Below are 21,961 nucleotides of genomic sequence, written 5' to 3'. Positions count from 1 at the left end.
CTCCTGACCTTTCATTTTCCGCGTCTGATGCGCCCTGCGTAGCGGCTCTCCAGGGCCTTGTTGTGCTCGTCGCCGCCGGTCACGTTGACCGACAGGTAGACGGGAGGCGTCTCGCCGAGCGCGACGAGCGCGTCCACCGCCTCGGTGACCACGAGTTGCGCGAGCAACGCCGAGGTGATCGTGGAAACCGCACCGTAGCTGCCGCCGCCGGGCAGGTCGAGAATGGCGTCGCCGTACGGCGCGCCGTTGTCGAGCACCACGTCGGCGAGGTCGAGCAGCTTGCCGCCCGACGGGTGGCGGGAGGTCATGCGGGTGCTGTGCGCGACCGAGGTGATCGCGATCAGCGGGTGGCCCTGGTCCTTGACGATCCTGGCCAGCTCGACGACCGCGCCGTTCACGCCGGAGCTGGACACCAGCACGAACACGTCCTCGGGCGCGACCGGCGCCAGGTCGTAGATCTGCCGCGCGATGGCCGGGTCCCGCTCCAGCTCCGGGGTGAGCACGCTCGGGGGCTGCCCGCCGTACAGGACGAGGTCCCTGGGGCTGAGGCGGTTGCTCGGGACGAGCCCGCCCGCGCGGCCGGCGATCTCCATGGCGATGGCCTCGGAGTGGCCGGAGCCGAAAGCGTTGACGACACCGCCCGCCCTGATGGCCGCGACGAACAGCGCCGCCGCCCGGGTGACCGGCTCGGCCTGGCTCTCCGCGACCTGGCGGGCCAGCTCCAGGACCTTGGTTGCGTACGTCATGGGCCCCTCTCCACCCGGTGGCTCTCCACGGCGCTGATCGTCCGCTCGAACGCCTCGTTCGTCCGCTCGTAGGTGCGCTGGGCGACCGCCACGTACACGGCGTCCAGCACGAACAGCTGCGAGTGCACGGCCGCGAGCCCGCCCAGCCTGAACGTGGTCTCCCTGCTCGCGGTGGTCAGCACCAGGTCGGCGAGCTCGGCCAGCGGCGAGCGGGCGAAGGAGGTGACGGCGACGGTGAGCGCGCCGTGGCTGCCGGCCTCGGCCAGCGCCTCCATGACCTCGCGGGTACGGCCCCGGTGGCTGATGCCGATGGCCACGTCGCCCGCCTTCATCAGCGCCGCCTCCGACAGCGCCACGTGCGCGTCGCCCGCGCTCCAGCCGGGGATGCCGATGCGGCGCAGCCGGCCTTCCAGCATGGTCGCGACGTTCCCGCTGGTGGAGACGCCGACGAGCAGGACGCGCGGCGCGGCCACGATGGCGTCGGCCACCTGCGCGACGGCGTCGGGGTCGAGCCCGGCGGCGGTGTCCTGGATGAGCCGGGTGTCGGCGGCGGCCATGACCTCGATGGCGGCGTCGAGCGGGTCGTCGGGGCCGATCTCGTGCCCGACGCCGGCGCCCCAGCCGGCCTGCGCGGCCCGGCCCGTCTCGGTGGCCAGCGCCACGCGCAGCTCCGCGTAGCCGGAGAACCCGAAGGCCCGGCAGAACCTGGTCACGGTGGCGGGCGAGCTGCCGGCCCGCTCGGCCAGGGCGATGATGGTCGACCGGGCGGCCTCGGCGGGGTCTCCGAGAATGACCTCGCCGACCCTGCGCAGAGCCTCCGGCAGGCCGGGTAGTTCCGTTTCGACGCGCGCGAGCGCTCCTGAAGTCACGAATATTCCTTCCGGATACCCGGTCTTCTGGCGAAAATTATTCTTGCTTCTTGGTCGCGTCAACCCCCAGACTCGGACCGTGACGCAATCGCTAGTGGTCGGTGTCGACGCCGGCGCCACCTCCACGCGGGTCGCCGTCCACACGCTGGAGGGCACCCGCGTCGGGTACGCGCGGGCCGGCGCGGGCAACCCGACCGCCCACGGGCTCGGCAAGGCGCTGTCGGCCCTCGACGAGGCTCTGGGGGCCGCGCTCCCGCCCGGCGGCGGGCCGCGCGTGGTCGCGTCGATGGCGGGCGTGGCCGGGTACGCCGACGAGGTCGTGCCCGCGCTGGCCGAGGTGTGGGCCGCGCACGGGATCGAGGGGGCGCCCCGGTTCCAGGGCGACGTGCCGATCGCGTACGCCGCCGGCTCCGCCGAACCCGACGGGTCGCTGCTGCTGTCCGGAACGGGGGCGGCCGCGGCGCGGATCGTGGGGTACGAGCTGGACCTGGTCGCGGACGCGATGGGGTGGCTGCTCGGGGACGCCGGCTCCGGGTTCTGGATCGGGCGCCGGGCGGCCAAGGCGCTGGTCGACGCGCTGGATCGCGGGCTGCCGGTGGCGACCCTGTTCCCCTACCCGCCAACGCATGGAACTGCTTCCATCGAGCCGGGCACGCCGGCCGGGCTCGATGCCGAGGGCCTGCTCTTCCGGCTCGTCGGGCAACACTTCCTGGGCGCCGAGCGGCCGGCCACGCCGCGTGCCGCCGGTGCCCGCATCGTCCGCCTGGCGCAGGCCGACCACATGCGGCTGGCCGCGCTGTCCTCGCTGGTCAGCGAGGCCGCGGCGGCCGGTGACCCGCTGGCGGTCAAGATCGCGCACGAGGCCGCGGACCGGTTGGTGGCGACGCTGCGGCGGGTGCACGTGTCGGGGCCGGTGGTGCTGGCGGGCAGCGTGCTGACGAGCGCGGGCCCCGTACGGGAGGCCGTGCTGGACCTGCTGGCGGGCGAGACGGTGCTGACGGCGCGGGACGCGGCGGGAGCGGCGGCCTGGCTGGCGGCCCGCACCGTCCTCGCGGACGCTGAGGCCAGGTCCGTGCACGCGGCCTTCACCGCCGCCGCCTGAGCACGCGTCCCCGAAACCGCCGCCGCCTGAGCACGCATCCCCGAAACCGCCGGGCCACGCATCTCCGGAACCGCCGCCTGATCAGGCATTTCCGGCATCTCCGGCGGCTGAGGCGGCGGTCGCAGGCATGACTGGTCGTCTGTTCTCGTCCGGCCGCAGCGGGCGCTTCGTCTGAAAAGTCGATTCGATTTGAGCGCTCTTGCCCCGCGTTGGCCTATGTTTCTTACGTGCTCGACTACGAAGGGGACACCCACATCTACCTCCAGATCGCCGCCATCCTCAGGGAGCGGGTCGCCGGCCTTCCGGCCGGAGAGCCGATACCGAGCGAGGCCGAGATCCAGGAGGAGTTCGGCGTGGCCAGAACCACCGCCAGGCGGGCGGTGCACGTGCTGCGCGAAGAGGGGCTCATCTACACCGTCCAGGGTGAGGGAGCCTTCGTGGGCCCTTCGACGGGAGCGCCCCGCAAACAGCGGAAGGTGCCGCTGTACCAGCAGATCGCGTCGGATCTCACGGAGCAGATCAAGGCGGGCAAGTACCAGCCGCGGCGGCCCATCCCGGGCGAGACCGCGCTGGTGAAGCAGTACGGCGTGGCGCGCGAGACCGTCCGGCGGGCCATGGCGCTGCTGCGGGAGCGCGGCTGGATCTACACGGTCGCGCAGCGCGGCAGCTACGTCTCCCAGAAGGACTCCTGGCCCGAGACCTGACGCCCGAGACCTGACGCCCGAGACCTGACGCCCGGGACCTGACGCCCGGGACCTGACGCCCGGGGGCGCGGTCAGCCCTTGACCGCGCCCGCCGTCATGCCCGTCCCGACGTGGCGTTGCAGGAACAGGAAGAGCAGCAGCACCGGCAGCGCGAACAGGCTGGCCGCGGCCATGGTCGCGCCCCAGTCGGTGCCGAAGACGTCCCGGAAGGACGACAGCCACACGGGCAGCGTGCGCTTGTCCTGATCCTTGATGATCAGCACGTTGACGAAGGCGAACTCGTTCCAGGCGGTGATGAACCCGAACAGCGAGGTGGCCATCAGGCCGGGCGCCAGCAGCGGGAAGACGACGCGCCGGAAGGCCACGACCCGGCTGCACCCGTCCACCTGGGCGGCCTCCTCCAGCTCGGGCGGGATCGCGGCGAGGAAGCCGCGCAGGGTCACGATGGTGAACGGCAGCGTGATCATGAAGTAGACGCCGGTCAGCATGGCCAGCGAGTCCAGCAGGTCCGTGTCGCGGGCGATGATGAAGACCGGCACGAGCAGCGCCTCCCACGGCGCCATCTGCGCGGCGAAGACCGCCACCACGAACGCGCCGCGCCCCCGCCAGCGCATCCGGGCCACCGCGAAGGCCGCCATCAGCGCCACCACCAGCGCGATCAGCACGGCACCTGCGGTGACGAGCAGGCTGTTGCGCCAGTAGGTCCAGAACCCCGGGGCGTTCACGGCGGTGACGAAGTGGTCGAGCGTGGGGTGGGCGGGCCAGAACGTCGGGGTGTCCGACTGGATGTCGCGGGTGGGCTTGAAGGCGGTCAGGAACATCCAGTAGACGGGGAAGATCGTGACGATGAGCACCGCGACGGCCGTGACGTTCAGCGCGAGCCGCTTCATGAGCGCACCATCCGGCGCAGGTTGGCGACCAGGGCGACGGCCAGGAGGAGGACGGTCAGCATGGCGACCGCCGAGCCGAGGTCGTAGCGGTGCAGCACCCGGGCGATCTTGAACGCGTACACCGGCAGGGTGGTCGTGGCGTCGCCGGGGCCGCCCTGGCTGAGCACCCAGATCTGCGGGAAGCACTTGGCCACCCAGATCACCTCCAGCGCGGCCACGAGGGCGAACAGCTGCCTGAGCATGGGGAAGGTGACCCTCCAGAACACCTGCCGGCCGGTGCCGCCGTCGATCCTGGCCGACTCGAACAGCTCCACGGGGATCGTCGTGAGCCCGGCGTAGAGGGTGAGCGCGGCGAACGGGACGGACTGCCACACGACGAGGACGACGAGCACGGCGAAGGTGGCCGTGCCGTTCGCGAACCAGGTGTAGCCCTGGAAGGAGTCGAAACCGAGCGTGACCAGCAGCCAGTTGACCACGCCGAGCTCCGACTGGAACAACCACTGGAAGACGGTGGTGGCCGCGATGATCGGCATGGCCCAGGCCAGCGCGAGCGCGCTCATCAGCGCCAGCCGCAGGCCGCGCCGCAGCCGCGGCAGCATCAGCGCGACCCCCGTGGCCAGCACGACGATGAGCACCACGTTGATCGCGGTCCAGGCGAGGGTGCGCAGCAGCACCTGCCAGAACTCCTCGCCCGACAGCAGCTCGGCGTAGTTCTCCAGGCCGGCGAACGCCGCGCCGCCCCTGATCAGCTCCCCCATGCGGAAGTGCTGGAACGAGATGACCGCCGCCTTGAGCAGCGGATAGAGCAGGAGGAAGGCCCCGCCCGCCACCGTGGGCGCGATGAGCAGGTAGGGCCAGGGGGAACGGCCGCGCATCAGGATCCGCTGTTCAGGGTCGAGGTGATCGACTCCGAGACCTTGCGCGCCTCCGCCGCCGGGTCGGCGCCGGTGAGCACGGCCGTCATGTACTGCTTGATGACGGAGGTGGCCTCGACGGCGGCCCAGTTGGGGGTGTTGGGGGTGGCGCGGCCGTTGGCGGCGCCCTTGGCCATGGCGGCGGTGCCCTCCTCGCCCGACAGGACGCCGGCCAGCGAGGTACGGTTCGGCACGAAGCTCATGGTCTTGGCCAGCTCGGTCTGGAACTGCTCCCCCGCCAGGGCCTTGACCAGCTCGTACGCCTCCTCCTGCCGCTTGGAGGCGGCCGGGATGATCAGGTCGGAGCCGCCGGTGAACACGGTGCCCGGCTTGTCGGCCGTCTTGCCCGGGATGGGGAAGAAGCCCATCTTGTCCTTGAGCTTCGCGTCCACCTCCAGGACGCGGGCGGCGATGCCCGGGACGGCGATGATCTGCGCCACCTTGCCCTGGGCGAACACCTCGTGCTGGGGCGGGTTCGCCTCGTCGGCGTCCTTCGGGCCCTTGCCGAGGGCCTGGAGCCGCTTGTAGAAGTCCATGCCGGCCAGGGCCTGCGGGGTGTCGAGGGCGCCCTTCCACTTGCCGCCCTCGTGGACCGCGAGGTCGCCGCCCTCGTCCCAGATGAAGCCGGCCAGGGCGTACCAGGTCTGACCGGTCAGATAGATGCCCTGATTGCCACCTTTATTGAGCTTTTTCGTGATTTCTAGCCATTCGTCGCGGGTCTTCGGGGGCTCCTTGATGCCCGCCTCGGCGAACAGGTCCTTGTTGTAGACGACCACCCGGTTCGCGGCGTACCAGGGGATCCCGTACTGCTTGCCGTCGATGTTGCCCGGCTGGGCCAGGCCCGGCAGCCAGTCCGCGCCCTTCAGCTCGCCCACCTTGGCGGTCAGGTCCGTGACGCCCCCGCTGGCCGAGTACTGGGCGACCTGCGTGTTGCCCACCTCGATCACGTCGGGGGCGTCGGTGCTGGCCAGGGCCGCGGTGACGCGCTCGCCGATGCCGTCCCACGCCTGGATCTGGATGTCGAGGTCGATGCCCTGGTGCGCCGCCTCGTACGCGGTCTCGAACTTCTTCAGCAGCTCCTGCGTGACGCTGCCGTCCATGATCCAGACGGTCAGTTTCGCCGGGCCGCTCGCCTTCGGCTCCTCGGCCGGGGTGCCGCACGCGCTCAGCGCCAGCACGGCCACCAGGGCCAGGATGCGGTGTTTCATGGCGTTCCTCTTCACGGGGGGTGCCGCGCCCGCCGCGAGGGCGGGCGCGGGGGTTCGTCACGGGTTGGGGACGGTGTCCTTGAACGCGGTGCCGGCGGCACGCAGCGCGGCGACGCGGGAGAGCACGGTGGCGGGCGCGACGACCTCGTTCTTGCTGTAATAGAGGTAATCGGCCTGCTGCCGGTACGTACGGGCCCCGGTCACGCCCTGCAGATCGATGAACCACTGGTTGAACATGATCCACATGGGCGTCTCGGGATAGTAGATGTCACCGTGGTCGGCGAACAGGCGGCCGTCCACGTAGTACTTGATCCGGCCGCCCGACACCTGGATGACCAGGTCGTGCCAGCCGGCGAAGCTCGCGCGCTCCTCCGTGTGGGTGTTGACGGCCTGCCACGGGTCGGCCTGGTAGGTCTCCCAGCTCGTCGTGTAGAGGATGTTCGACGGCTCGCCCCAGCCGCCGTTCGGCAGGTACTCGAAGTCGAGCTCGCCGTAGTCGGGGTCCAGGTTGTAGCGCAGCGGGGTGATGGTGAAGAACGTCTGCACCACGTGCTCGCCGTCGGGGCCGCTGGTGGGGGCGTCGCTGAAGCGGACGCGGGCCGCGTACGTGCCCTCGTGGAACTTGCGGCTCGCGGTGGACAGCTCGGTCTGGACGGTGCCGGCGGCGGTGCCGTTCGTCGAGGAGTCGAGCGTCAGCAGGCCGCCGGGGAACGAGACGGCCGACGGCGACCAGGTGGCGCCGGGCACGCCGGGGCCGCCGGAGCTGGAGCGGACCGTCCAGCCGCGCTGGGCCAGGCGCGGGTCGCTCGGCCCGGTGTAGGTGAAGTCGTCGAAGAGCTCGCCGGTGCCGCCGGTGGGCGGGTCGGTCGGGTCGGGGTCGGGCTCCGTTCCGGTGGGCTTGCCCCAGGCGAGCGTGCCGTTCACGTAGACGGCGATCCTGTCCCAGTCGGTGTACGAGGTGTTCGCGCCGTAGGAGTAGTCGTCGCCCTGCGCGAAGGTCTGCCAGTCGGTCCGGTAGAAGCGCAGCTGCATGTCGCTCGTGTTCTGGCCGGGGCCGAGGCTGCCCGAGGTGAAGCCCACCTCCAGGTACTGCTTGCCGCCCTCCTGCGGGGCGAACCGGCCGGTGATCGTGGAGCAGCCCACCACCGCCCAGGAGCAGGCGAAGCGGTACGTCTCCGTGCCCGTGAGGTAGTAGCGGATCTTGACCTGGCCGAGCGGGATCGTGGTGGTGCCGTCGTTGAACAGGCGCAGCCAGGGCTCGGCCTGGGCGGTGGTCGCGCCGGGGGCGCTGGTGCGGTACTGGAGGCGGACGGCCTGGGCGGCGGCGGCCGGGGAGGCCACCAGGGTCACCGCGATGAGGAGGGCGGGGAGGGCTAAGGAGACGAGGACTTTTCCGAAATTTCGGGACATGGGTGGGGTTCTCCTTGCGGGTTGTGCGGCCCCCGAGAGTCGTGCATGCCGAAGAGAGCTGACGGTGCCGTGCTGCGAGGTGTCAGGCGCCGCGGCGGATGCGGCCCGCGTACAGGGCCTCCAGGCGCAGGTTGTGCGCGTCGCCCTCGGGGACGTTCGCCGAGAGGTAGACGGGCGGCACTTCGCCGGCTTCGAGCAGGTTGCGTACCGTCTGCGTGACCACGAGCTGGGCCAGCAGCGCGGAGGTGATGGTGGAGACGGCCCCGGTCGCGCCGCCACCGGGCAGCGGCAGAACGGCGTCGCCGTACGGGGCGTGGTTGTCCAGGACGACGTCGGCCAGGTCGGCGAGCTTGCGGCCCGAGGGGTGCCGGGACGCTCCCCCGCTTCGCGAGGTGATCGCGATCAGGTCGTGACCGCGTTCCTTGACGAGGGTGGCGAGCTCGACGACGACGCCGTTCACGCCGGAGTTGGAGATGATGACGAACAGGTCGTGCGGCTGGACGGGAGCCAGGTCGAGCAGGGTGCGGGCGACGGCCGGGTCACGTTCGAGGTCGTAGCGGTCGAGCTCGGAGCGGGGCGCGTCGCCGTACAGGACGATGTCCCTGAGCGCGAGGCGGTTGGTGGGCACGAGGCCGCCCGCGCGGCCGGCGATCTCCATCGCGATGGCCTCGGAGTGGCCGGAGCCGAATGCCTGGATGACGCCGCCGGCGGTCAGGGCCTTGGTGAACAGGTCGGCGGCGCGGGTGATCTCGGGGTCGTCGGGGATGGTCCGGACGAGGTGGGCGATGTGATCGGCGAAGTCTCTCGGATTTATCGTCATATATCCCCTTCTGGGAGGCGGTGTCCGGCTACTGCGCGGACGGTGACGTCGAAAGCCTGTTTCGTACGCTCGTAGGTCTGTTGCGCGACCGACACGTACACGACGTCGAGCACCAGCAGCTGCGAGTGGATCGCCGCGAACCCCTCCGACCGGAAGCTCGTCGCCCTGCTCGCCGTCGTCAGCACCAACTCGGCCACCTCCGCCAGCGGCGACCTCGGCTGCGAGGTGACCGCCACGGTGATCGCGCCATGGCTGCCCGCCTCCGCCAGCACCTCGATGACCTCGCGCGTCCTGCCGCTGTGCGAGATCCCGATCGCCACGTCGCCCTGACCGAGCAGCGCCGCGTCCGTCAGCGCGCTGTGCGCGTCGGACCTGCTCCACGTCGGCACGCGCATGCGCTGCAGCCGGTACTCCATCTCGCTGGCCACGGCGGCGCTGCTCGACACCCCGAACAGCAGCACCCGCCCCGCCCGCGCCACCGCCTGCGCGACCTTCTCCACCACGGCCAGGTCGAGCTGGTCGCGGGTCTCCTGGATCAGGCGGATGTCGTTGCCGGAGACGACGCCCAGCACCCGTTCGAGGCTGTCGTCGGGCAGGATCTCCTGGCCGATGTCGGTCTCCCACGTCTGCTGCGCGACCCGGCCCGTCTCGGTGGCGATGGCCACGCGCAGCTCCGCGTAGCCGGCGAAGCCGAGGGCGCGGCAGAAGCGGGTGATGGTGGCCGTGGACGTCCCGCTCCGCTCGGCCAGGTCGACGATCGTCAGCCGGGCGGCCTCCGCCGGGGCCTCCAGGATGGCGTCCGCCACCTTGCGCAGGGCCTCGGGCATGTCGTGCTGGTCGGATCTGATGCGGTTGAGGAGTTCCACGCGGTGATAATTATGCTCAGACTATGGTGCCGTCAAGGCGATTCGGCAATAATTTTTGACATGCGACTCGTGCTCGGGGTGGATGCGGGAGGGACGTCGACGCGGGCGGCGCTGTTCACCCTCGAGGGTGAGGTGGTGCGGCGGGGGCGCGCGGGCGGGGCCAACCCGGGGGCGCTCGGGGCGTCCGCGGCCGCCGCCAACCTGACGTCCGCCGTGCGCGCCGCCCTGTCCGGGGCCTCTCCTCCGCAGGTGGAGGCCGTGGTGGTGGGGGTGGCGGGCAGCCCTGCGGCGTGCGCGGAGCTGGCCGCACAGGTCTTTCGTGACGTGCTGCCCGGCGTTCCCGTCACGTCCGTGGGCGATCTCGTCACGGCCTTCGCCGCCGGTACGGCTCTGCCGTCCGGGAGCGTGCTCATCTCCGGGACGGGGGCCATCGCGGCAAAAATTACCGGCCACCGGGCGGTCGCCATCGCCGACGGGTTCGGGTGGCAGCTCGGCGACGAGGGCTCCGCCTTCTGGCTCGGCCGCGCCGCCGCCCGCACCGCCATCCGCACCCTCGCCTCACTGGAGCTGCAGGATGCCTCACCGGAGCTGGGAGACGGTGGTGAGCTGGTGGCCCTCGTCGTCCGCCACCTCCTGCCCGACGGGCCCGGCCAGGACCCGGTGGCCCGGCTCGCGGCGGCGGTGCACGCCCGGCCGCCGCTCGCCCTCGCCGAGCTGGCCCCGCTGGTCAGCCGGGCGGCCGAGGCAGGCGATCCGGTGGCGGCGGGGATCGTCCGCGAGGCCGCGTCCCGGCTGGTGACGACCTTATGCACGGTCCACGACGCGGGGCCGGTGGTGCTCGCCGGCAGCGTCCTCACCAACGCGGGGCCGATGCGCCGGGCCGTCACCGAGCTCCTGGCGACCGGAACCGCCGACGCGGCGGACGCGGTCGGGGCGGGCGCGGCCGGGACGGGCGCCGTCGGGGCCGGGACGGGCGGGGCCGTGGCGGGCAGGGTCGTGGCGGGCAGGGCCGTGGCGGGCAGGGTCGTGGCGGGCAGGGTCGTGGTGGCGGGCGATCCGGCGGGGGCGGCGGCGTGGCTGGCCGCGCGTGAGTGGCTGTCCGCCGCGCAGGCGGAGGCCCTTCATCCGGCCTTCACCGCCACGGCGTGACCCCGTCCGCGCAGCGGCCTTCATCCGACGGGAGGCTCCATGTCCCCGTAGACCGGGTTCTTCGGCAGGCGCTCCTTGGTGACCAGCAGCCGGACCGTGTCGGCCGCCACCGACTCGGCCTCCCAGACGAACCAGTCGTCCCCGACCCCGGCCGAGCCCTGGCCGGGGCGGATGGAGTAGCCCTCGTAGTTCTCCCCGGGCGTGATGATCTGCAGGATGGTCCGCAGGCCGCGCCGGCGGGCCTCCGAGGTCAGCTCCCCCACGGTGCGCCCGCTCACCTTGACGCCCTCCAGCGGCTCACCCTTGGCGTTGGCGCGGCCGGGCTGGTCGTACGCCTCCCCCGGCCTGGCCAGCCGCCCGAACTTGACCCACGCCTCACCGGTGACCCCGACGGGCACCTTGATCACCAGGTCGCAGCCGGGCCGCCCCGGCTCGCAGCCGTCGGGCTCCGTAACGGTCGAGACCCGCATGCCCCGCCCCGACCCGCCGAGCTGGAGCAGTTGCCCGGCCCGGCTCGGCGACGCGGGCACGATCCGCACCTGCACGTTCAGCCCCACCGCCGCGAACCCCCGGGTGTACTTCTCGTTCTCGGCGTAGGGATCCTTGATGCGGGCGACCCATTCGCCGCCTTCCTGCGTGATGTCCAGCTCGGCACTGGCATAGGACACCGTGGCACCTCCTGTTACGTTGACGACGGTCACTCCGGCGGCCAGCACGGTGGCGGCGGCCACGCTCACCAGAAGCCGCCGCGCCCGGCGGCGGCGCGGCCCGGGGGTGGCCGGCCGGGTTTCCGGATCCTCGGCGGTGATCGACTCCAACAGTGCCCGCGCCCCCGCGCCGGACACCCGCCCCGACAGGTCCTCGTCCCGCACCCGGGCGAGGTTGCTCAGCTCGTTCATATGAACTCCACAGCGAAGCCGTCGGCCGCGATCCCGGCGCTGGACAGTGCCTTGGACAGGCGCTTGCGGGCCCGATGGAGGCGGATGCGCGCGGCGTTGCGCGAGCAGCCCAGGACCCGGGCGATCCCCCCATGGTCCAGCCCCTCCCACACCACCAGCGAGATCAGCTCCCGATCCCCGTCGGGCAGCTCGCGGAACGCCCGCGCGATCGCGCCCAGCTCGACGCTGCCCTCGGGCGAGCGGGCGTACAGGTCGGCGAGGTCGGCGTCGAGCTCCACGCTCCGGTGCCGGTGCCTGGCCAGGCCGCGCCGGTGGTTGGCCAGCACGTTGCGCGCGACACCGTACAACCAGAGCCTGGCCTCGCCGCCCGCCGGCAGCGCGTCGAAGCGGCGCCAGGCGATGGCGAACGTCTCGGCGACCACGTCCGCCGCGTCCTCAGGGGAGTCGCAGCGGCGGACGGCGTAGCCCAGTATCTGTTCGTACGTCTGTCTGTAGAGGGCCTCGAACCGGTGCTTCCGGTCATCATCCACGGGCGGTCCCCATGGTCGGCCTCCTCGGTCTCGGGGTCGGAACACCCCGTACATGTCGCGGCGGCCCCCCGCATTTCACGCTTTTTCACCGTACGAGCGGGATTTCACCATGCGAAGGCGGCTCTCATCGTACGAGCAGGGCCGCGCTCCCGTAGCTGCCGCCGAACCCCGTCACCAGCGCCACCTCACCACCCGACCGCAGCTCGCGCACGGCCTGCGCCACGTTGTTCAGCCCGTGCACGTACCCCTCGGACAGCAGCCCGCCGTGCGGGTTCACCCACGCGTGGCGGCGCTCCAGCAGGTACGCCCCCAGCTCCTCGCGCGCCACCAGCCCGAAGTCCTCCAGCTGCCTGGGCACCAGCCACGAGTAGGCGTCGTAGAGCAGCGCCACGTCCACGTCGGAGGGCCGCATCCCGGACGCCTCCCACAGCATGGGCGCCACGTACGCCGAGAAGACCGCCGTCACGTCGGGCGCCCGGTCCATGGCCGAGCAGCCGGGCCCGCCGCCGCGCACCACGGCCCGCACGCGCGGCCCGTCCAGCACGCCGCTGACCAGCAGCGCGCACGCCCCGTCCGTCTCCTGGCAGCAGTCGACCGTGCGCAGCGGGGTGCAGACGTACGGCCTGGACAGGTAGTCGGCGAGTTCGAGCGGCTCGCGGCGCAGGGCGCGCGGGTTGGTCTTGGCGTTCTGCCTGGACTGGGCGACGACGGCGTGCAGGTGCTCGTCCGTGAGCCCGGTGTCGTGCAGGTAGCGGGTGGCGGCCAGGGCGAACAGCGGGATGGGGCCGGCCAGCCCGTACGTGAAGCGTTCCTGCGGGCCGGTGGAGACCGTGTTCATGCGCCTGCCCGAGCGGCCGTTGAGCGCCCGGTAGACGAGGACGTTACGGGCCAGGCCGCAGTGGATGAGCATGGCCGCGTCGCCCAGGATGGAGGCCGCCTGGGTGCCGCCGCCCGCGATGTCGTTGTGCCAGCCGAGCCGCTCGATGCCGAGCGCCCGTGCGACCTGGACGACGGGCGCGGAGTCGTTCAGGTGGTAGCTGAGCACGGCGTCCACCTCGCGCGGCGCGATCCCGGCATCCGCGCACGCCGCCCGGCCCGCCTCGGCGGCCAGCTCCAGCTCACTCAGGCCGGACTCCCTGCTCAGGGTCGTCATCCCGATCCCGGCCACGGCCGCCCGCCCCGCGAAGGGCTGCATCGGCCCTCCTCCCGCCGTCGCGCCACCCCCGGTTCGCCGCCACGCTAACCCGACCCCGATAGGTGAGGCAAGCGCTTGCTCGGCTCACTACGATCATGCGCCCTCACGGCATCACCACCCCAGCCGACCTCACCGCCCCGCCCGGCATCCGCCCGCCAACTGAACGGCGAGGCACGCGAGGCGGCAGGGCAGCAGGACGGCGCTGCGCACGGACGGCAGAACGCGAGACAGCGAGGCAGGCGGGGCGGCGGGCGGCGCCGAGGGCGGCGGGATCGCAACCGGGCGGCGGGGCGGCGCCTAAGACTCGGGCGCGTGGGGCGGTGGAGCGGCGGGGTGCCGCGGCGCCTGAGGCGGGGGTGCGCGGGGCGGTGGAGTCGGTCAGGGGTCCAGGGGGGCCAGGCGTCTGGCCAGGGCGTCGAGTTGGGTGACGATGTCCTTGACCTCGTCGGCCTCCATGCCCATGGCGCGCGCCAGCACCCCGTCCACGGTCGTCTCCCCCGCGAGCCGCTGCCCGCGTTCCGCCACTCCGGGCGCGGGGGCGACCAGGGTGCGGCGGCGGTCGGCGGGGTCGGGCTCGGTGGCCATGATGCCGGCGTCGCGGAGCTTGGCGACGGTGGCCGAGACGAGGCTCTGGGGCAGGCCGGTCCGTTCGGTGATCTCTTTGATGGAGCTGCCGGGGTGGCTGAAGACGTCCACGACCACCGTGCGGGCGCCCCGGGAGAGCTGCCGGAAGTGCGAGGGCGGCAGGGCGTCCTCGCCGAGGCGGATCAGGCGGTGGCCCAGGAGCAGAAGTTCGAGGCCGTTCACGCTCCCCATTGCACCACATTTATGATACATCTAAAACATGATGCATCAGAAAACAGATGTAATTCAGGTCCCTGGCGCTACGTTGCGGTACAACATCCGGGGTGCGGGGCCGCTGCTCCTGCTGGTCGCCGGGGGTGACGGGGACGCGGAGGCGAGCGCCGCGCTCGCCGATCGGCTCGCCGGGCGCTACACCGTTCTGACGTACGACCGCCGCGGCCTTTCCGGCAGCGTGATCGACGCTTCGGCGGGGCCGCCGACGATCGGGACGCACGCCGACGACGTGCACCGGCTGCTGGCCGCGATCACGGACGAGCCCGCGCTGGTCTTCGCCAGCAGCATCGGCGCGATGATCGGCCTGGAGCTCGTCGCCCGCCATCCCGAGCAGGTGCGCCGGCTGGTCGCGCACGAGCCGCCCGCCACCCAGTTCCTGCCCGAGGCCGAGCGCGAGGCGGCGCGGCGCGACCAGCGGGAGGTGGAGGAGGCGTTCCGGGCGGAGGGGGCGTTCGCGGCGCTGCGCAGGTTCCTGGTGGTGGCGGGGATCGATCCGGCCGACCGCGAGGAGGACGTCGTCCTGACCCCGCCCGGCCCCGATCGGCTGGCGAACCTGACGTTCTTCCTCACGCACGACGCCCCGGCCGTCCGTCGCCACCGCCTCGACGAGGCCGCACTCAAGGCCGCCGCGCCGCGGATCGTGCCGGCCGTGGGTGCGAGCTCCGGGCCGATCATGCCGTACCGGTGCGCGCTCCGGCTGGCCGCCCGGCTCGGCCTTTCGCCGGTGGAGTTTCCGGGCGGCCATAATGGCGCTCTTTTCCGCCCGAAGGCCTTTTCCGGACGGCTGCGCGAAATCCTCGGCGGCCCGTCTGACCAGCACGAAAAGGCTATATAGCGGGAATTGTCACTACAGCCGGGTGACTGAACACCTTCACGGAAGCTGCCCCCTCTTGTAATACGGAGGTGCGATCTACCGATTGCCCATCATCATCATCCGAGGTGAGCGATGGATCTACGCTATGTCCGATATGCGATGGCAATCGCGCGAGCCGGCAGCCTGCGCCGGGCCGCCGCCGCGCTGCACATCGCACAGCCCACGCTGTCGGAGCAGCTCAGGGCGCTGGAGAAGGAGATCGGCGTCGAGCTGTTCAGCCGCTCGTCGAGCGGGGTGACGCTCACCGAGGCCGGCGAGGCGTTCCTGGCCCAGGCGACGGTCGCCGTCGACGCGTTCGAGCGCGCCGTGGCCGCCGCCAGGTGCACGGGCGGGACCGCCCGCCTGGGCGTGGCCGACGGCCTGGCGGACGTGGCCGCGCGACTGCTGTCCCAGCTGCACACCGGCCGCCTGCGCATGGCTCCCATGGGGACGGCGGAGCAGGTCGTCTCGATCGCGGACGGCGCCTTGCAGGCGGGGCTCGGCTACGCGCCCGGCTCGCTGCCCCGGGGGGTGGGCCGCATGCTCATCCACCGCTTCCCGGTGCGCGCGCTGCTGCACCGGGAGCACCACCTGGCGCAGCACGAGGCGCTGTCGCTGTCGGACCTGGCGGGCGAGCCGCTGATCATGCCGGAGTCCGACGCCGTGGCGGGGGCGCGCCGCTTCCTGGAGGCGTTCGTCCGGCAACGCCTGCACCCCCGCCTGGGCCCGTCGGCGGCCGGCCACGACCTGGTCGTGAGCATGGTCAAGGAGGGCGCCGGATACGCTCTGTGCGTGCGCGAGGGCACGACGGTGCCGGGCACGCTGGTGTTCGTCCCGATCAAGGAGGACGTGCCGCCGCTCGACGTGGTCTTCCTGTGGAACCGGCAGGCGGACGTGCAGGAGCTGGTGAGCGCGGCCCGGCACCTCGCCCGCTCTGGATAGCACTATTATCTAACGATGCGGATCTCCGAACTCAGCGCCAAGTCCGGGGTGGCCATCCCCACGATCAAGTACTACCTGCGCGAAGGCATGCTGCACCAGGGTGAGCAGACGGCCGCGACCAGGGCCGAGTACGACGAGACGCACCTGCGCCGGCTCCGCCTGATCCGGGCCCTGCTCGACGTGGGCCGCCTCTCGGTGGCTTCGATCAAGAAGATCGTGGCCGCCGTCGAGGACGAGTCGATGCCCGTGCACCAGATGCTGGGCACCGCCCACTGGGCGCTCAGCCCGGCCGTCGAGCCCGAGCCGGGCGAGGAGTGGCAGGCCGCCCGCGCCGAGGTGGACGCGTTCGTCAAGGACCTGGGCTGGGACGTCCACCCCGACGCCCCCACCCGTGACGAGCTGGCCCAGACGCTGATCAGGATGCGCCAGCTCGGCGTGCCGGTGGACCTGGCGCCGTACGTGGAGGTGGTGCGGAAGCTGGTGTCGGAGGTGGAGATGAGGGCCATCCCGTTCGACGGGCCGCGCGACGCCGCGGTGGAGGCGCTGGTGCTCGGCACGGTCCTGTACGGCAGGGCGCTCGACACGCTGCGCCGCATGGCCCAGGAGTCGGAGTCGGCCCGGCGCATGAGCTCCCCACCCGGCCAGACGAGTGACGCCTAGAGTCAGGCCAGGCCGTTCGCGCGCAGGATCCGGACCGCGCTGACCGTGGCGGCGCCGCGCCACTCCAGCGACCCGGCCGGCGAGATCCGCGCGTAGTCCACGGTCCACCCGCCGTCGTCCTGTTGCTCCCCCGCCAGCCGCACGAGGTCGGCCGCGATCACGGAGGGCTCGAACAGGTCGCGCACCGGCCGTCCGGGGAACGGCGCGAAGTCGAGCGGCCGCAGCGTCTCGTTCTCGGTGCCGCCCTCGACGGGCACCCGGCCGTCGCCGGGGATGCGGGCGCCGAGCCGCTTGAGCAGGTCGGCCGCGCGGGGGTGGTCGTCGTACAGGGCGTCGAGGAAGCGGACGGCGAACAGCAGCACGTACGCGTGCGGCGGCTCCTCCATCGCCTGGATGGCGTCGAGGCAGTAGCGGGTGGCCCGCTCCAGCCACGGGTGGGCGGCCACGGCGGGGTCGTGGGCGCCCACGCGGTGGGCGGCGGCCGCGGTGATGGCGGTGATCTGCAGGGACGAGCTGGCGTGGTCGCTGCCCGCCCACCAGGGGGCGGTGGCGGTGGGCACGGCCAGCGGCAGGGAGAACGGCAGCCCGCCGTCGGGCAGCGTCACCGTCTCCAGCCAGTCGCACAGCGCCGCGGCGTGCGGCGAGGTGACCGCGCCGGCCTCCTCGAACACCTCGAAGGCGTGCAGCGCGGCGCCGGGCTGGCTCTCGGGCGAGCGCAGGTCGGGCTCCAGCCCCCAGCCGTAGCCGCCGTCGGCGTTGCGGTAGCCCTCCAGGGCCGCCAGCGCGCCGGCGGCGTCGCCCGCGCCGGTGAGCAGGTCGTAGCGGCGGCGGTCGAGGAGCCGCCCGTGTCCGGCGAGGAAGCCGGGGATGAGGTCGAGGTTCACGTTCATGACGTCATCGTGCCCAGATGGCCGCGAGCCGGTCTTGCACGTTCCGGACATGTCAGGGGCGCAGGGCCTCCATGAGGGGCAGCGGGTTGATGTAGTCGCGGTAGCTCACGACCTGTCCGTCGCGGACGCGCAGGACGGCGACGGGGCGCTGCTCGAACGGCCGGCCGGTGGCCTTGACGGTGCCGCGGGCGACGTATTCGACGATGACGACCTCGGGGTCCAGGGTCTGGTGCAGCTCGACGTCGGCGTACTCGTGGAACTCGATGATCCCGCCGCTGCCGGCCAGGAACGCGGCGAAGGACCGCTTGCCGCGCAGCTCGCCGGGCACCCCCTCGGGACGGTACGGCCACTCGACCACGACGTCGGGCCCCATGAGCGCGAGGAGGCGCTCGGTGTCGCCGGCCAGGCTCGCCGCCATGACCTCTTCCACCACTTTCGTTGTACGCGTGTTCATTGAATGAGCGTACAACGAAAGGGAGGATTGTTGAACACCCGTACAATGAGAAGGTGACAGAGCCGCCCCGCCGCACCCGCGCCGAGCAGCGCCGCGACACCGAAGCCCGCATCCTGTCCGCCGCCCGCGAGACGTTCGCCGAGCTCGGCTACGAGCGCACCACGATCCGCGCGGTCGCCGCCGCCGCGGGGGTCAGGCCGGGGCTGGTGATGCACTACTTCGGCTCGAAGGAGGACCTGTTCGCCAGCGCCGCCCACTTGCCCGCCGACGAGCTGCCGCCGGGCGATCCGGCGCAGGCGCTGCTGTCCGCGCTGCGCAGGCGGCTGGAGGGCGCGCCGGTGGCCTCGCTGGCGGTGCTGCGCTCGATGTTCACCCACGACGAGGCGGCCGAGGGCTTCCGCGAGGCGGGCCGCGAGTGGCTGGGCTCGATCGAGCGGGCGATCCCCGCGGGGCAGCCGGAGCTGCGGGCCGCGCTGATCGCCGCCATCATGACGGGGGTCGTGGTCGACCGTTACCTGCTCAAGCACAGCGCGCTGGCCGACGCGCCCGCCGACGACGTCCTGGAGCTGCTGCGGCCCTGCATAGAGAGCCTGGCGGGAGCGCGGTGAAGGGAGCACGGTGACCGGGAGTACGGTGACGAGGTTCGCCGCGCAGCCCGTGGCGCGGCTGGCCAGGATCGCCGCCGACGGCACGCCGCGCGTCGTGCCCATCACGTTCGCCCTGTTGAACGGGAAGATCGTGACGGCCGTCGATCACAAGCCCAAGACGACCACCGCCCTCGCGCGCCTGCGCGACCTCAGGGCGAACCCGGCCGTCAGCGTGCTGGCCGACCACTACGACGACGACTGGACGCGCCTGTGGTGGGTGCGCGCCGACGGCCTGGCCACCGTCCTGGCGGACGGCGACGAGCGGGAGCGGGCGCTCGACGCGCTCGTGGCGAAGTACGCGCAGTACCGCGAGCGCCGGCCCGCCGGGCCCGTCATCGTCGTCGAGGTGACCAGATGGAGCGAGTGGTCGGCTACTCCGTGATGGTGACCGGCCGCTTCAGCAGCCACAGCGCCGCCCGCTGCAACACCGTCCGGTGGACCTCGTTGTCGTAGGAGCGCGTGTCGTGCCCGAGCGCGTCGTAGAAGACCCGGCCGCGCCGCACCGGCCGCGCCCACATGAGCGGCTGGCCGTTGGCGGAGGCCAGCGGCTCGACGTCGGGCAGCACGTCGAGGTCGCTGTAGACCTCGTCCACCACGTCGAAGTCGCGCAGCCCGTCGACCACGGGATGCTTGCCGTGCACCCGCACCCCCGTCCAGCCCAGCGGCGGGTGGTGGGACTTGGGCCAGGTCCAGCAGCCGCCGAGGACGCGCGGCCAGCCCTGCCAGTCGTCGAAGCAGATCGACGCCGCGTGCATGCACAGCAGCCCGCCGCCCCGGTCGAGGTGGTCGAGGAGGGTGGTGCGGGCCTGCGAGGGGAGGGTGAAGCGCCACTCGTCGCGCAGGTCGGCGAAGCGGTCCTGGCCCATCTGCCAGCGCAGCGCGTTGACCGTGATGAGCTGCACCTCCGGCGGCTCGCTCAGCGCGCCCGCGATGTCCTCCGTGATCTCCGACTCGACCCCGACCTCGGCGAGCACCCCCGCGAGGGCGGCCGAGGTGGCGGCGAAGTCATGGAACAGTCCTCCTGACAGGATCAAGTTTCTCGCCACTCGCCCAGCTCATCACGGACGTCGCCGCTTTTCCACCCGTTCGCCGGCACATCTGGTGCCCCGGTACGCGGGCCCGCACGGGGACGCGGCATGATGCCGGACGTGGACGACTTCGAGGAGCACCGGCCGATGCTGCTCGGCCTGGCCTATCGCCTGCTCGGCAGCATGTGGGACGCCGAGGACGTGGTGCAGGAGGCCTGGCTGCGCTGGCAGGCCACGGACCACGACGAGATCAGGGAGCCGCGGGCGTTCCTGGTGACCGTGGTCTCGCGGCTGGCGCTCGACCAGCTCCGCTCGGCGCGGGTCAAGCGGGAGGCGTACACGGGGCCGTGGCTGCCGGAGCCGGTCGACACGGCGGAGGCGGGGCCGCTGGACACCGCGGAGCTGCGCGACACCGTCTCCTACGCGACCCTGCACATGATGGAGCGGCTCTCGCCGCCGGAGCGGGCGGTGTTCGTGCTGCGGGAGGCGTTCGAGCTGCCGTACGACGAGATCGCCGGGATCGTCGGCGCGTCGGTGGCCAACGCGCGGCAGCTGCACCACCGGGCCTCGGTCCGGCTGGCGGAGGGGCGCGACCGGTTCAGGCCGTCCAGCGAGGAGCACGCGGAGCTGCTGGCGAAGTTCATGCGGGCGGCCGGAGGCGGTGACCTGGCGGCGCTCACCGAGCTGCTGCACGAGGACGTCGTGTCCTACAACGACGGCGGCGGCAAGGTGCGGGCGGCGCTGCGGCCGGTCATCGGGCGGGACAAGGTCGTCGCGTTCCTGCGCGGCCTGGTGGCCCGCTACGACTTCCGCGGCGTGCGGATGCTGGAGGTCAACGGCCTGCCCGCGGCGATGACCGAGGTGGGCGGGCACCGGCAGCTCGTCATGCTCGACATCAGGGACGGCCGCATCAGCGCGATCTACGGCGTGCTGAACCCCGACAAGCTCGCACACGTGCACGTGGGCTGAGCATCGATAGAGTCGCCCTCATGGATCTCGGCATCTCGGGGAAGGTCGCACTCGTCACCGGAGGCAGCGCGGGCATCGGGCTCGCCGCCGCCAAGAGCCTGGCGCGGGAGGGCTGCGACGTGTGCGTCAGCGCCCGCGACCCGGAGAAGCTCGCGGACGCGGTGGTGGAGTTGCAGGAGTTCGGCAAGGTCGTGCACGCGGTGCTGGCCGATGTGGAGGATCCGGCCGCCGCGCGGCGGCTGGCCGAGGAGACGCGCGACGTGCTCGGGCCGGTCGACATCCTCGTCGCGAACGCGGGCGGGCCGCCGGCCGGCCGCTTCGACGCTGTGGGGCTGGAGGAGTGGGAGGTGGCGGTGGAGCGCAACCTGCTCGGCACCGTGCGCCTGATCCACGCGGTGCTGCCGGAGATGCGCTCGCGCGGCTGGGGCCGGATCGTCACGGTGAGCAGCAGGTCGGCGCGGGAGTCGCTGGACAACCTGGCGCTGTCGAACGCCATGCGGCCCGCCGTGGCCGGCGTGGTGCGCACGCTGGCCCGCGAGGTGGGGCGCGACGGCGTGCGCATCAACAACGTCCTGCCGGGGCCCATCGAGACCGATCGGCTGCGCGAGCTGTCGGGCGGCGAGGAGGCGCTGCGCCGGCGCGGCGAGAGCGTGCCGGTGGGCCGCATCGGCCGGCCCGAGGAGGTGGGCGACGTGGTGGCGTTCCTGGCCAGCGAGCGGGCCTCGTTCGTGAACGGCGTCTCGCTGCTGGTCGACGGCGGCGAGAGCCGCGTCATCGCCTGAACAGGGTCTGCACGATCGAGGCCGCCCAGGTGGCGTCGTCGTCGGGCAGGTCCACGAAGTGCGTCAGGGTCGCCCGGTGGAAGCAGGCGCCCATCAGCAGGGAGGCGGCGGCGCCCGGGTCGATGCCGGGCGCGATCCGGCCGCCCTGCTGCTCGGCCCGCAGGATCTCGGCCAGCGCCTGGATCGGCAGGTGGGGGCCGAGGTCGTGCTTGGCGAGCATGCTTCTGAACCCGGCCATGAGCGGCGGGTCCCCCAGCACGCCCCCGGCGACGGCGGCGGCCCTGGTGTAGAACTCCAGGGCCTTGCCGGTGAACTCCACCAGGTTGGCGGCCAGGTCGCCCTGCCCGACGCCGAGCCGGAGCCTGGTCAGGGCGGGGGCGAGCGCGGGCATGCGCTCCAGCAGCACGGCGAGGAAGAGCTCCTCCTTGCCGGCGAAGTGCTTGTAGAGCAGCGCCTCGGAGCAGGCGGCCTGCTTCGCGATGCGTTTGGTGGTGGCGCCCGCGATGCCGTACTCGTGAATCGCCTGCTCAGCGGCGTCGATGATGCGGTCGCGTGTGCCCATCCGCCCATGATAAG

General features: G+C 72.4%; 26 protein-coding genes. 10 read left to right on the top strand and 16 right to left on the bottom strand.

The window, feature by feature from the left end:
• Positions 1-11: 11 nt before the first annotated feature.
• Positions 12-746 carry a sugar isomerase domain-containing protein gene (locus tag HCN51_RS34360; RefSeq protein WP_080042154.1) on the bottom strand — a complete coding sequence of 245 codons (735 nt, stop codon included), beginning with the start codon at positions 744-746 and terminating at the stop codon, positions 12-14.
• Positions 743-1,615, bottom strand: a complete 873-nt coding sequence (locus HCN51_RS34355) for a MurR/RpiR family transcriptional regulator (protein ID WP_080047157.1) — start codon at positions 1,613-1,615, stop codon at positions 743-745. The genes HCN51_RS34360 and HCN51_RS34355 overlap by 4 nt, the downstream gene beginning before the upstream one ends.
• 79 nt (positions 1,616-1,694) lie before the next feature.
• On the opposite strand from HCN51_RS34355, the gene HCN51_RS34350 reads away from it, so the two are divergent.
• Both HCN51_RS34350 and HCN51_RS34345 read left to right on the top strand, forming a co-directional pair.
• Positions 1,695-2,717, top strand: coding sequence for a BadF/BadG/BcrA/BcrD ATPase family protein (locus HCN51_RS34350; protein ID WP_168015353.1), 1,023 nt, complete (start codon positions 1,695-1,697; stop codon positions 2,715-2,717).
• Between the two features lie 227 nt (positions 2,718-2,944).
• Positions 2,945-3,421, top strand: coding sequence for a GntR family transcriptional regulator (locus tag HCN51_RS34345; RefSeq protein WP_168015351.1), 477 nt, complete (start codon positions 2,945-2,947; stop codon positions 3,419-3,421).
• A 71-nt stretch (positions 3,422-3,492) separates the two neighbouring features.
• Here HCN51_RS34345 and HCN51_RS34340 read toward each other — a convergent pair whose 3' ends face one another.
• The 6 genes from HCN51_RS34340 to HCN51_RS62520 all read right to left on the bottom strand — a co-directional run bounded on the left by HCN51_RS34340 (position 3,493) and on the right by HCN51_RS62520 (position 9,529).
• Complete coding sequence (locus HCN51_RS34340) at positions 3,493-4,311, bottom strand: carbohydrate ABC transporter permease (RefSeq protein ID WP_168015349.1); 819 nt, start codon at positions 4,309-4,311, stop codon at positions 3,493-3,495.
• Positions 4,308-5,186: a carbohydrate ABC transporter permease gene (locus HCN51_RS34335; protein ID WP_168015347.1), complete on the bottom strand. Its 879-nt coding sequence runs from the start codon at positions 5,184-5,186 to the stop codon at positions 4,308-4,310. Before HCN51_RS34335 ends, HCN51_RS34340 begins: the two co-directional genes overlap by 4 nt.
• Entirely contained in the window at positions 5,186-6,433 is a 1,248-nt protein-coding gene (locus HCN51_RS34330; protein ID WP_168015345.1) for an extracellular solute-binding protein, read from the bottom strand. Before HCN51_RS34330 ends, HCN51_RS34335 begins: the two co-directional genes overlap by 1 nt.
• Before the next feature lie 57 nt (positions 6,434-6,490).
• Complete coding sequence (locus tag HCN51_RS34325; protein ID WP_168015343.1) at positions 6,491-7,843, bottom strand: cellulose binding domain-containing protein; 1,353 nt, start codon at positions 7,841-7,843, stop codon at positions 6,491-6,493.
• Positions 7,844-7,925: 82 nt separating this feature from the next.
• Positions 7,926-8,663 carry a sugar isomerase domain-containing protein gene (locus tag HCN51_RS34320; protein WP_080042161.1) on the bottom strand — a complete coding sequence of 246 codons (738 nt, stop codon included), beginning with the start codon at positions 8,661-8,663 and terminating at the stop codon, positions 7,926-7,928.
• The gene (locus HCN51_RS62520; protein ID WP_230465518.1) at positions 8,660-9,529 is read right to left on the bottom strand and encodes a MurR/RpiR family transcriptional regulator; all 870 of its coding nucleotides are present in this window, start codon (positions 9,527-9,529) and stop codon (positions 8,660-8,662) included. The genes HCN51_RS34320 and HCN51_RS62520 overlap by 4 nt, the downstream gene beginning before the upstream one ends.
• Before the next feature lie 60 nt (positions 9,530-9,589).
• Between HCN51_RS62520 and HCN51_RS34310 the strand changes: the two genes are divergently transcribed.
• A complete protein-coding gene (locus HCN51_RS34310) occupies positions 9,590-10,678 on the top strand; it encodes an N-acetylglucosamine kinase (protein WP_168015341.1) in 1,089 nt (362 codons plus the stop codon).
• Between the two features lie 20 nt (positions 10,679-10,698).
• On the opposite strand, the gene HCN51_RS34305 is transcribed toward HCN51_RS34310, so the two are convergent.
• From HCN51_RS34305 to HCN51_RS34290, 4 genes are all read right to left on the bottom strand, one after another.
• Entirely contained in the window at positions 10,699-11,577 is an 879-nt protein-coding gene (locus HCN51_RS34305) for a hypothetical protein (protein ID WP_168015339.1), read from the bottom strand.
• Positions 11,574-12,107, bottom strand: coding sequence for a sigma-70 family RNA polymerase sigma factor (locus HCN51_RS34300; protein WP_168015337.1), 534 nt, complete (start codon positions 12,105-12,107; stop codon positions 11,574-11,576). Before HCN51_RS34300 ends, HCN51_RS34305 begins: the two co-directional genes overlap by 4 nt.
• 124 nt (positions 12,108-12,231) lie before the next feature.
• Positions 12,232-13,302 (bottom strand): thiolase C-terminal domain-containing protein, encoded by a 1,071-nt coding sequence (locus tag HCN51_RS34295; RefSeq protein ID WP_168015335.1) that lies wholly within the window; start codon positions 13,300-13,302, stop codon positions 12,232-12,234.
• A gap of 378 nt (positions 13,303-13,680) precedes the next feature.
• Complete coding sequence (locus HCN51_RS34290; protein WP_168015333.1) at positions 13,681-14,109, bottom strand: MarR family transcriptional regulator; 429 nt, start codon at positions 14,107-14,109, stop codon at positions 13,681-13,683.
• Positions 14,110-14,191: 82 nt separating this feature from the next.
• Between HCN51_RS34290 and HCN51_RS34285 the strand changes: the two genes are divergently transcribed.
• The 3 genes from HCN51_RS34285 (at position 14,192) to HCN51_RS34275 (ending at position 16,615) form a co-directional block, all read left to right on the top strand.
• Positions 14,192-14,995, top strand: coding sequence for an alpha/beta fold hydrolase (locus HCN51_RS34285; RefSeq protein ID WP_206068207.1), 804 nt, complete (start codon positions 14,192-14,194; stop codon positions 14,993-14,995).
• A 111-nt stretch (positions 14,996-15,106) separates the two neighbouring features.
• Entirely contained in the window at positions 15,107-15,955 is an 849-nt protein-coding gene (locus tag HCN51_RS34280) for a LysR family transcriptional regulator (RefSeq protein ID WP_277350161.1), read from the top strand.
• Positions 15,956-15,970: 15 nt separating this feature from the next.
• Positions 15,971-16,615, top strand: a complete 645-nt coding sequence (locus HCN51_RS34275; protein WP_168015329.1) for a MerR family transcriptional regulator — start codon at positions 15,971-15,973, stop codon at positions 16,613-16,615.
• A gap of 2 nt (positions 16,616-16,617) precedes the next feature.
• On the opposite strand, the gene HCN51_RS34270 is transcribed toward HCN51_RS34275, so the two are convergent.
• Positions 16,618-17,505: a hypothetical protein gene (locus HCN51_RS34270; RefSeq protein WP_168015327.1), complete on the bottom strand. Its 888-nt coding sequence runs from the start codon at positions 17,503-17,505 to the stop codon at positions 16,618-16,620.
• Positions 17,506-17,557: 52 nt separating this feature from the next.
• Positions 17,558-17,959, bottom strand: coding sequence for a nuclear transport factor 2 family protein (locus tag HCN51_RS34265; RefSeq protein WP_168015325.1), 402 nt, complete (start codon positions 17,957-17,959; stop codon positions 17,558-17,560).
• Between the two features lie 53 nt (positions 17,960-18,012).
• Here HCN51_RS34265 and HCN51_RS34260 point away from each other — a divergent pair, with 53 nt between their 5' ends.
• Complete coding sequence (locus tag HCN51_RS34260; protein WP_168015323.1) at positions 18,013-18,567, top strand: TetR/AcrR family transcriptional regulator; 555 nt, start codon at positions 18,013-18,015, stop codon at positions 18,565-18,567.
• A gap of 10 nt (positions 18,568-18,577) precedes the next feature.
• A complete protein-coding gene (locus HCN51_RS34255; RefSeq protein WP_168015321.1) occupies positions 18,578-18,988 on the top strand; it encodes a TIGR03668 family PPOX class F420-dependent oxidoreductase in 411 nt (136 codons plus the stop codon).
• Here HCN51_RS34255 and HCN51_RS34250 read toward each other — a convergent pair.
• Positions 18,978-19,652 carry a ThuA domain-containing protein gene (locus HCN51_RS34250; protein ID WP_168015319.1) on the bottom strand — a complete coding sequence of 225 codons (675 nt, stop codon included), beginning with the start codon at positions 19,650-19,652 and terminating at the stop codon, positions 18,978-18,980. The two genes, HCN51_RS34255 and HCN51_RS34250, sit on opposite strands and share 11 nt — an antisense overlap.
• 93 nt (positions 19,653-19,745) lie before the next feature.
• Between HCN51_RS34250 and HCN51_RS34245 the strand changes: the two genes are divergently transcribed.
• Both HCN51_RS34245 and HCN51_RS34240 read left to right on the top strand, forming a co-directional pair.
• Complete coding sequence (locus tag HCN51_RS34245; protein ID WP_240973541.1) at positions 19,746-20,603, top strand: RNA polymerase sigma-70 factor; 858 nt, start codon at positions 19,746-19,748, stop codon at positions 20,601-20,603.
• A gap of 20 nt (positions 20,604-20,623) precedes the next feature.
• Positions 20,624-21,385: an SDR family NAD(P)-dependent oxidoreductase gene (locus HCN51_RS34240; RefSeq protein WP_168015315.1), complete on the top strand. Its 762-nt coding sequence runs from the start codon at positions 20,624-20,626 to the stop codon at positions 21,383-21,385.
• Here the strand turns inward: HCN51_RS34240 and HCN51_RS34235 are convergent.
• Positions 21,375-21,947 (bottom strand): TetR/AcrR family transcriptional regulator, encoded by a 573-nt coding sequence (locus HCN51_RS34235; protein ID WP_168015313.1) that lies wholly within the window; start codon positions 21,945-21,947, stop codon positions 21,375-21,377. The two genes, HCN51_RS34240 and HCN51_RS34235, sit on opposite strands and share 11 nt — an antisense overlap.
• Positions 21,948-21,961: the final 14 nt, after the last annotated feature.

This window comes from Nonomuraea composti, from assembly GCF_012034275.1.
Taxonomy (GTDB): domain Bacteria; phylum Actinomycetota; class Actinomycetes; order Streptosporangiales; family Streptosporangiaceae; genus Nonomuraea; species Nonomuraea composti.
The sequence above is the reverse complement of the archived record's forward strand: the minus strand, read 5'-3'. Positions and strand labels throughout refer to the sequence as shown.

Bases quoted from the DNA above. Each gene is read 5' to 3' on its own strand.
- HCN51_RS34360 (WP_080042154.1), bottom strand. From the start codon at position 746: ATGACGTACGCAACCAAGGTCCTGGAGCTGGCCCGCCAGGTCGCGGAG.
- HCN51_RS34340 (WP_168015349.1), bottom strand. From the start codon at position 4,311: ATGAAGCGGCTCGCGCTGAACGTCACGGCCGTCGCGGTGCTCATCGTC.
- HCN51_RS34335 (WP_168015347.1), bottom strand. From the start codon at position 5,186: ATGCGCGGCCGTTCCCCCTGGCCCTACCTGCTCATCGCGCCCACGGTG.
- HCN51_RS34330 (WP_168015345.1), bottom strand. From the start codon at position 6,433: ATGAAACACCGCATCCTGGCCCTGGTGGCCGTGCTGGCGCTGAGCGCG.
- HCN51_RS34325 (WP_168015343.1), bottom strand. From the start codon at position 7,843: ATGTCCCGAAATTTCGGAAAAGTCCTCGTCTCCTTAGCCCTCCCCGCC.
- HCN51_RS34320 (WP_080042161.1), bottom strand. From the start codon at position 8,663: ATGACGATAAATCCGAGAGACTTCGCCGATCACATCGCCCACCTCGTC.
- HCN51_RS34310 (WP_168015341.1), top strand. From the start codon at position 9,590: ATGCGACTCGTGCTCGGGGTGGATGCGGGAGGGACGTCGACGCGGGCG.
- HCN51_RS34305 (WP_168015339.1), bottom strand. From the start codon at position 11,577: ATGAACGAGCTGAGCAACCTCGCCCGGGTGCGGGACGAGGACCTGTCG.
- HCN51_RS34295 (WP_168015335.1), bottom strand. From the start codon at position 13,302: ATGCAGCCCTTCGCGGGGCGGGCGGCCGTGGCCGGGATCGGGATGACG.
- HCN51_RS34280 (WP_277350161.1), top strand. From the start codon at position 15,107: ATGGATCTACGCTATGTCCGATATGCGATGGCAATCGCGCGAGCCGGC.
- HCN51_RS34275 (WP_168015329.1), top strand. From the start codon at position 15,971: ATGCGGATCTCCGAACTCAGCGCCAAGTCCGGGGTGGCCATCCCCACG.
- HCN51_RS34270 (WP_168015327.1), bottom strand. From the start codon at position 17,505: ATGAACGTGAACCTCGACCTCATCCCCGGCTTCCTCGCCGGACACGGG.
- HCN51_RS34265 (WP_168015325.1), bottom strand. From the start codon at position 17,959: ATGAACACGCGTACAACGAAAGTGGTGGAAGAGGTCATGGCGGCGAGC.
- HCN51_RS34245 (WP_240973541.1), top strand. From the start codon at position 19,746: ATGCCGGACGTGGACGACTTCGAGGAGCACCGGCCGATGCTGCTCGGC.
- HCN51_RS34240 (WP_168015315.1), top strand. From the start codon at position 20,624: ATGGATCTCGGCATCTCGGGGAAGGTCGCACTCGTCACCGGAGGCAGC.
- HCN51_RS34235 (WP_168015313.1), bottom strand. From the start codon at position 21,947: ATGGGCACACGCGACCGCATCATCGACGCCGCTGAGCAGGCGATTCAC.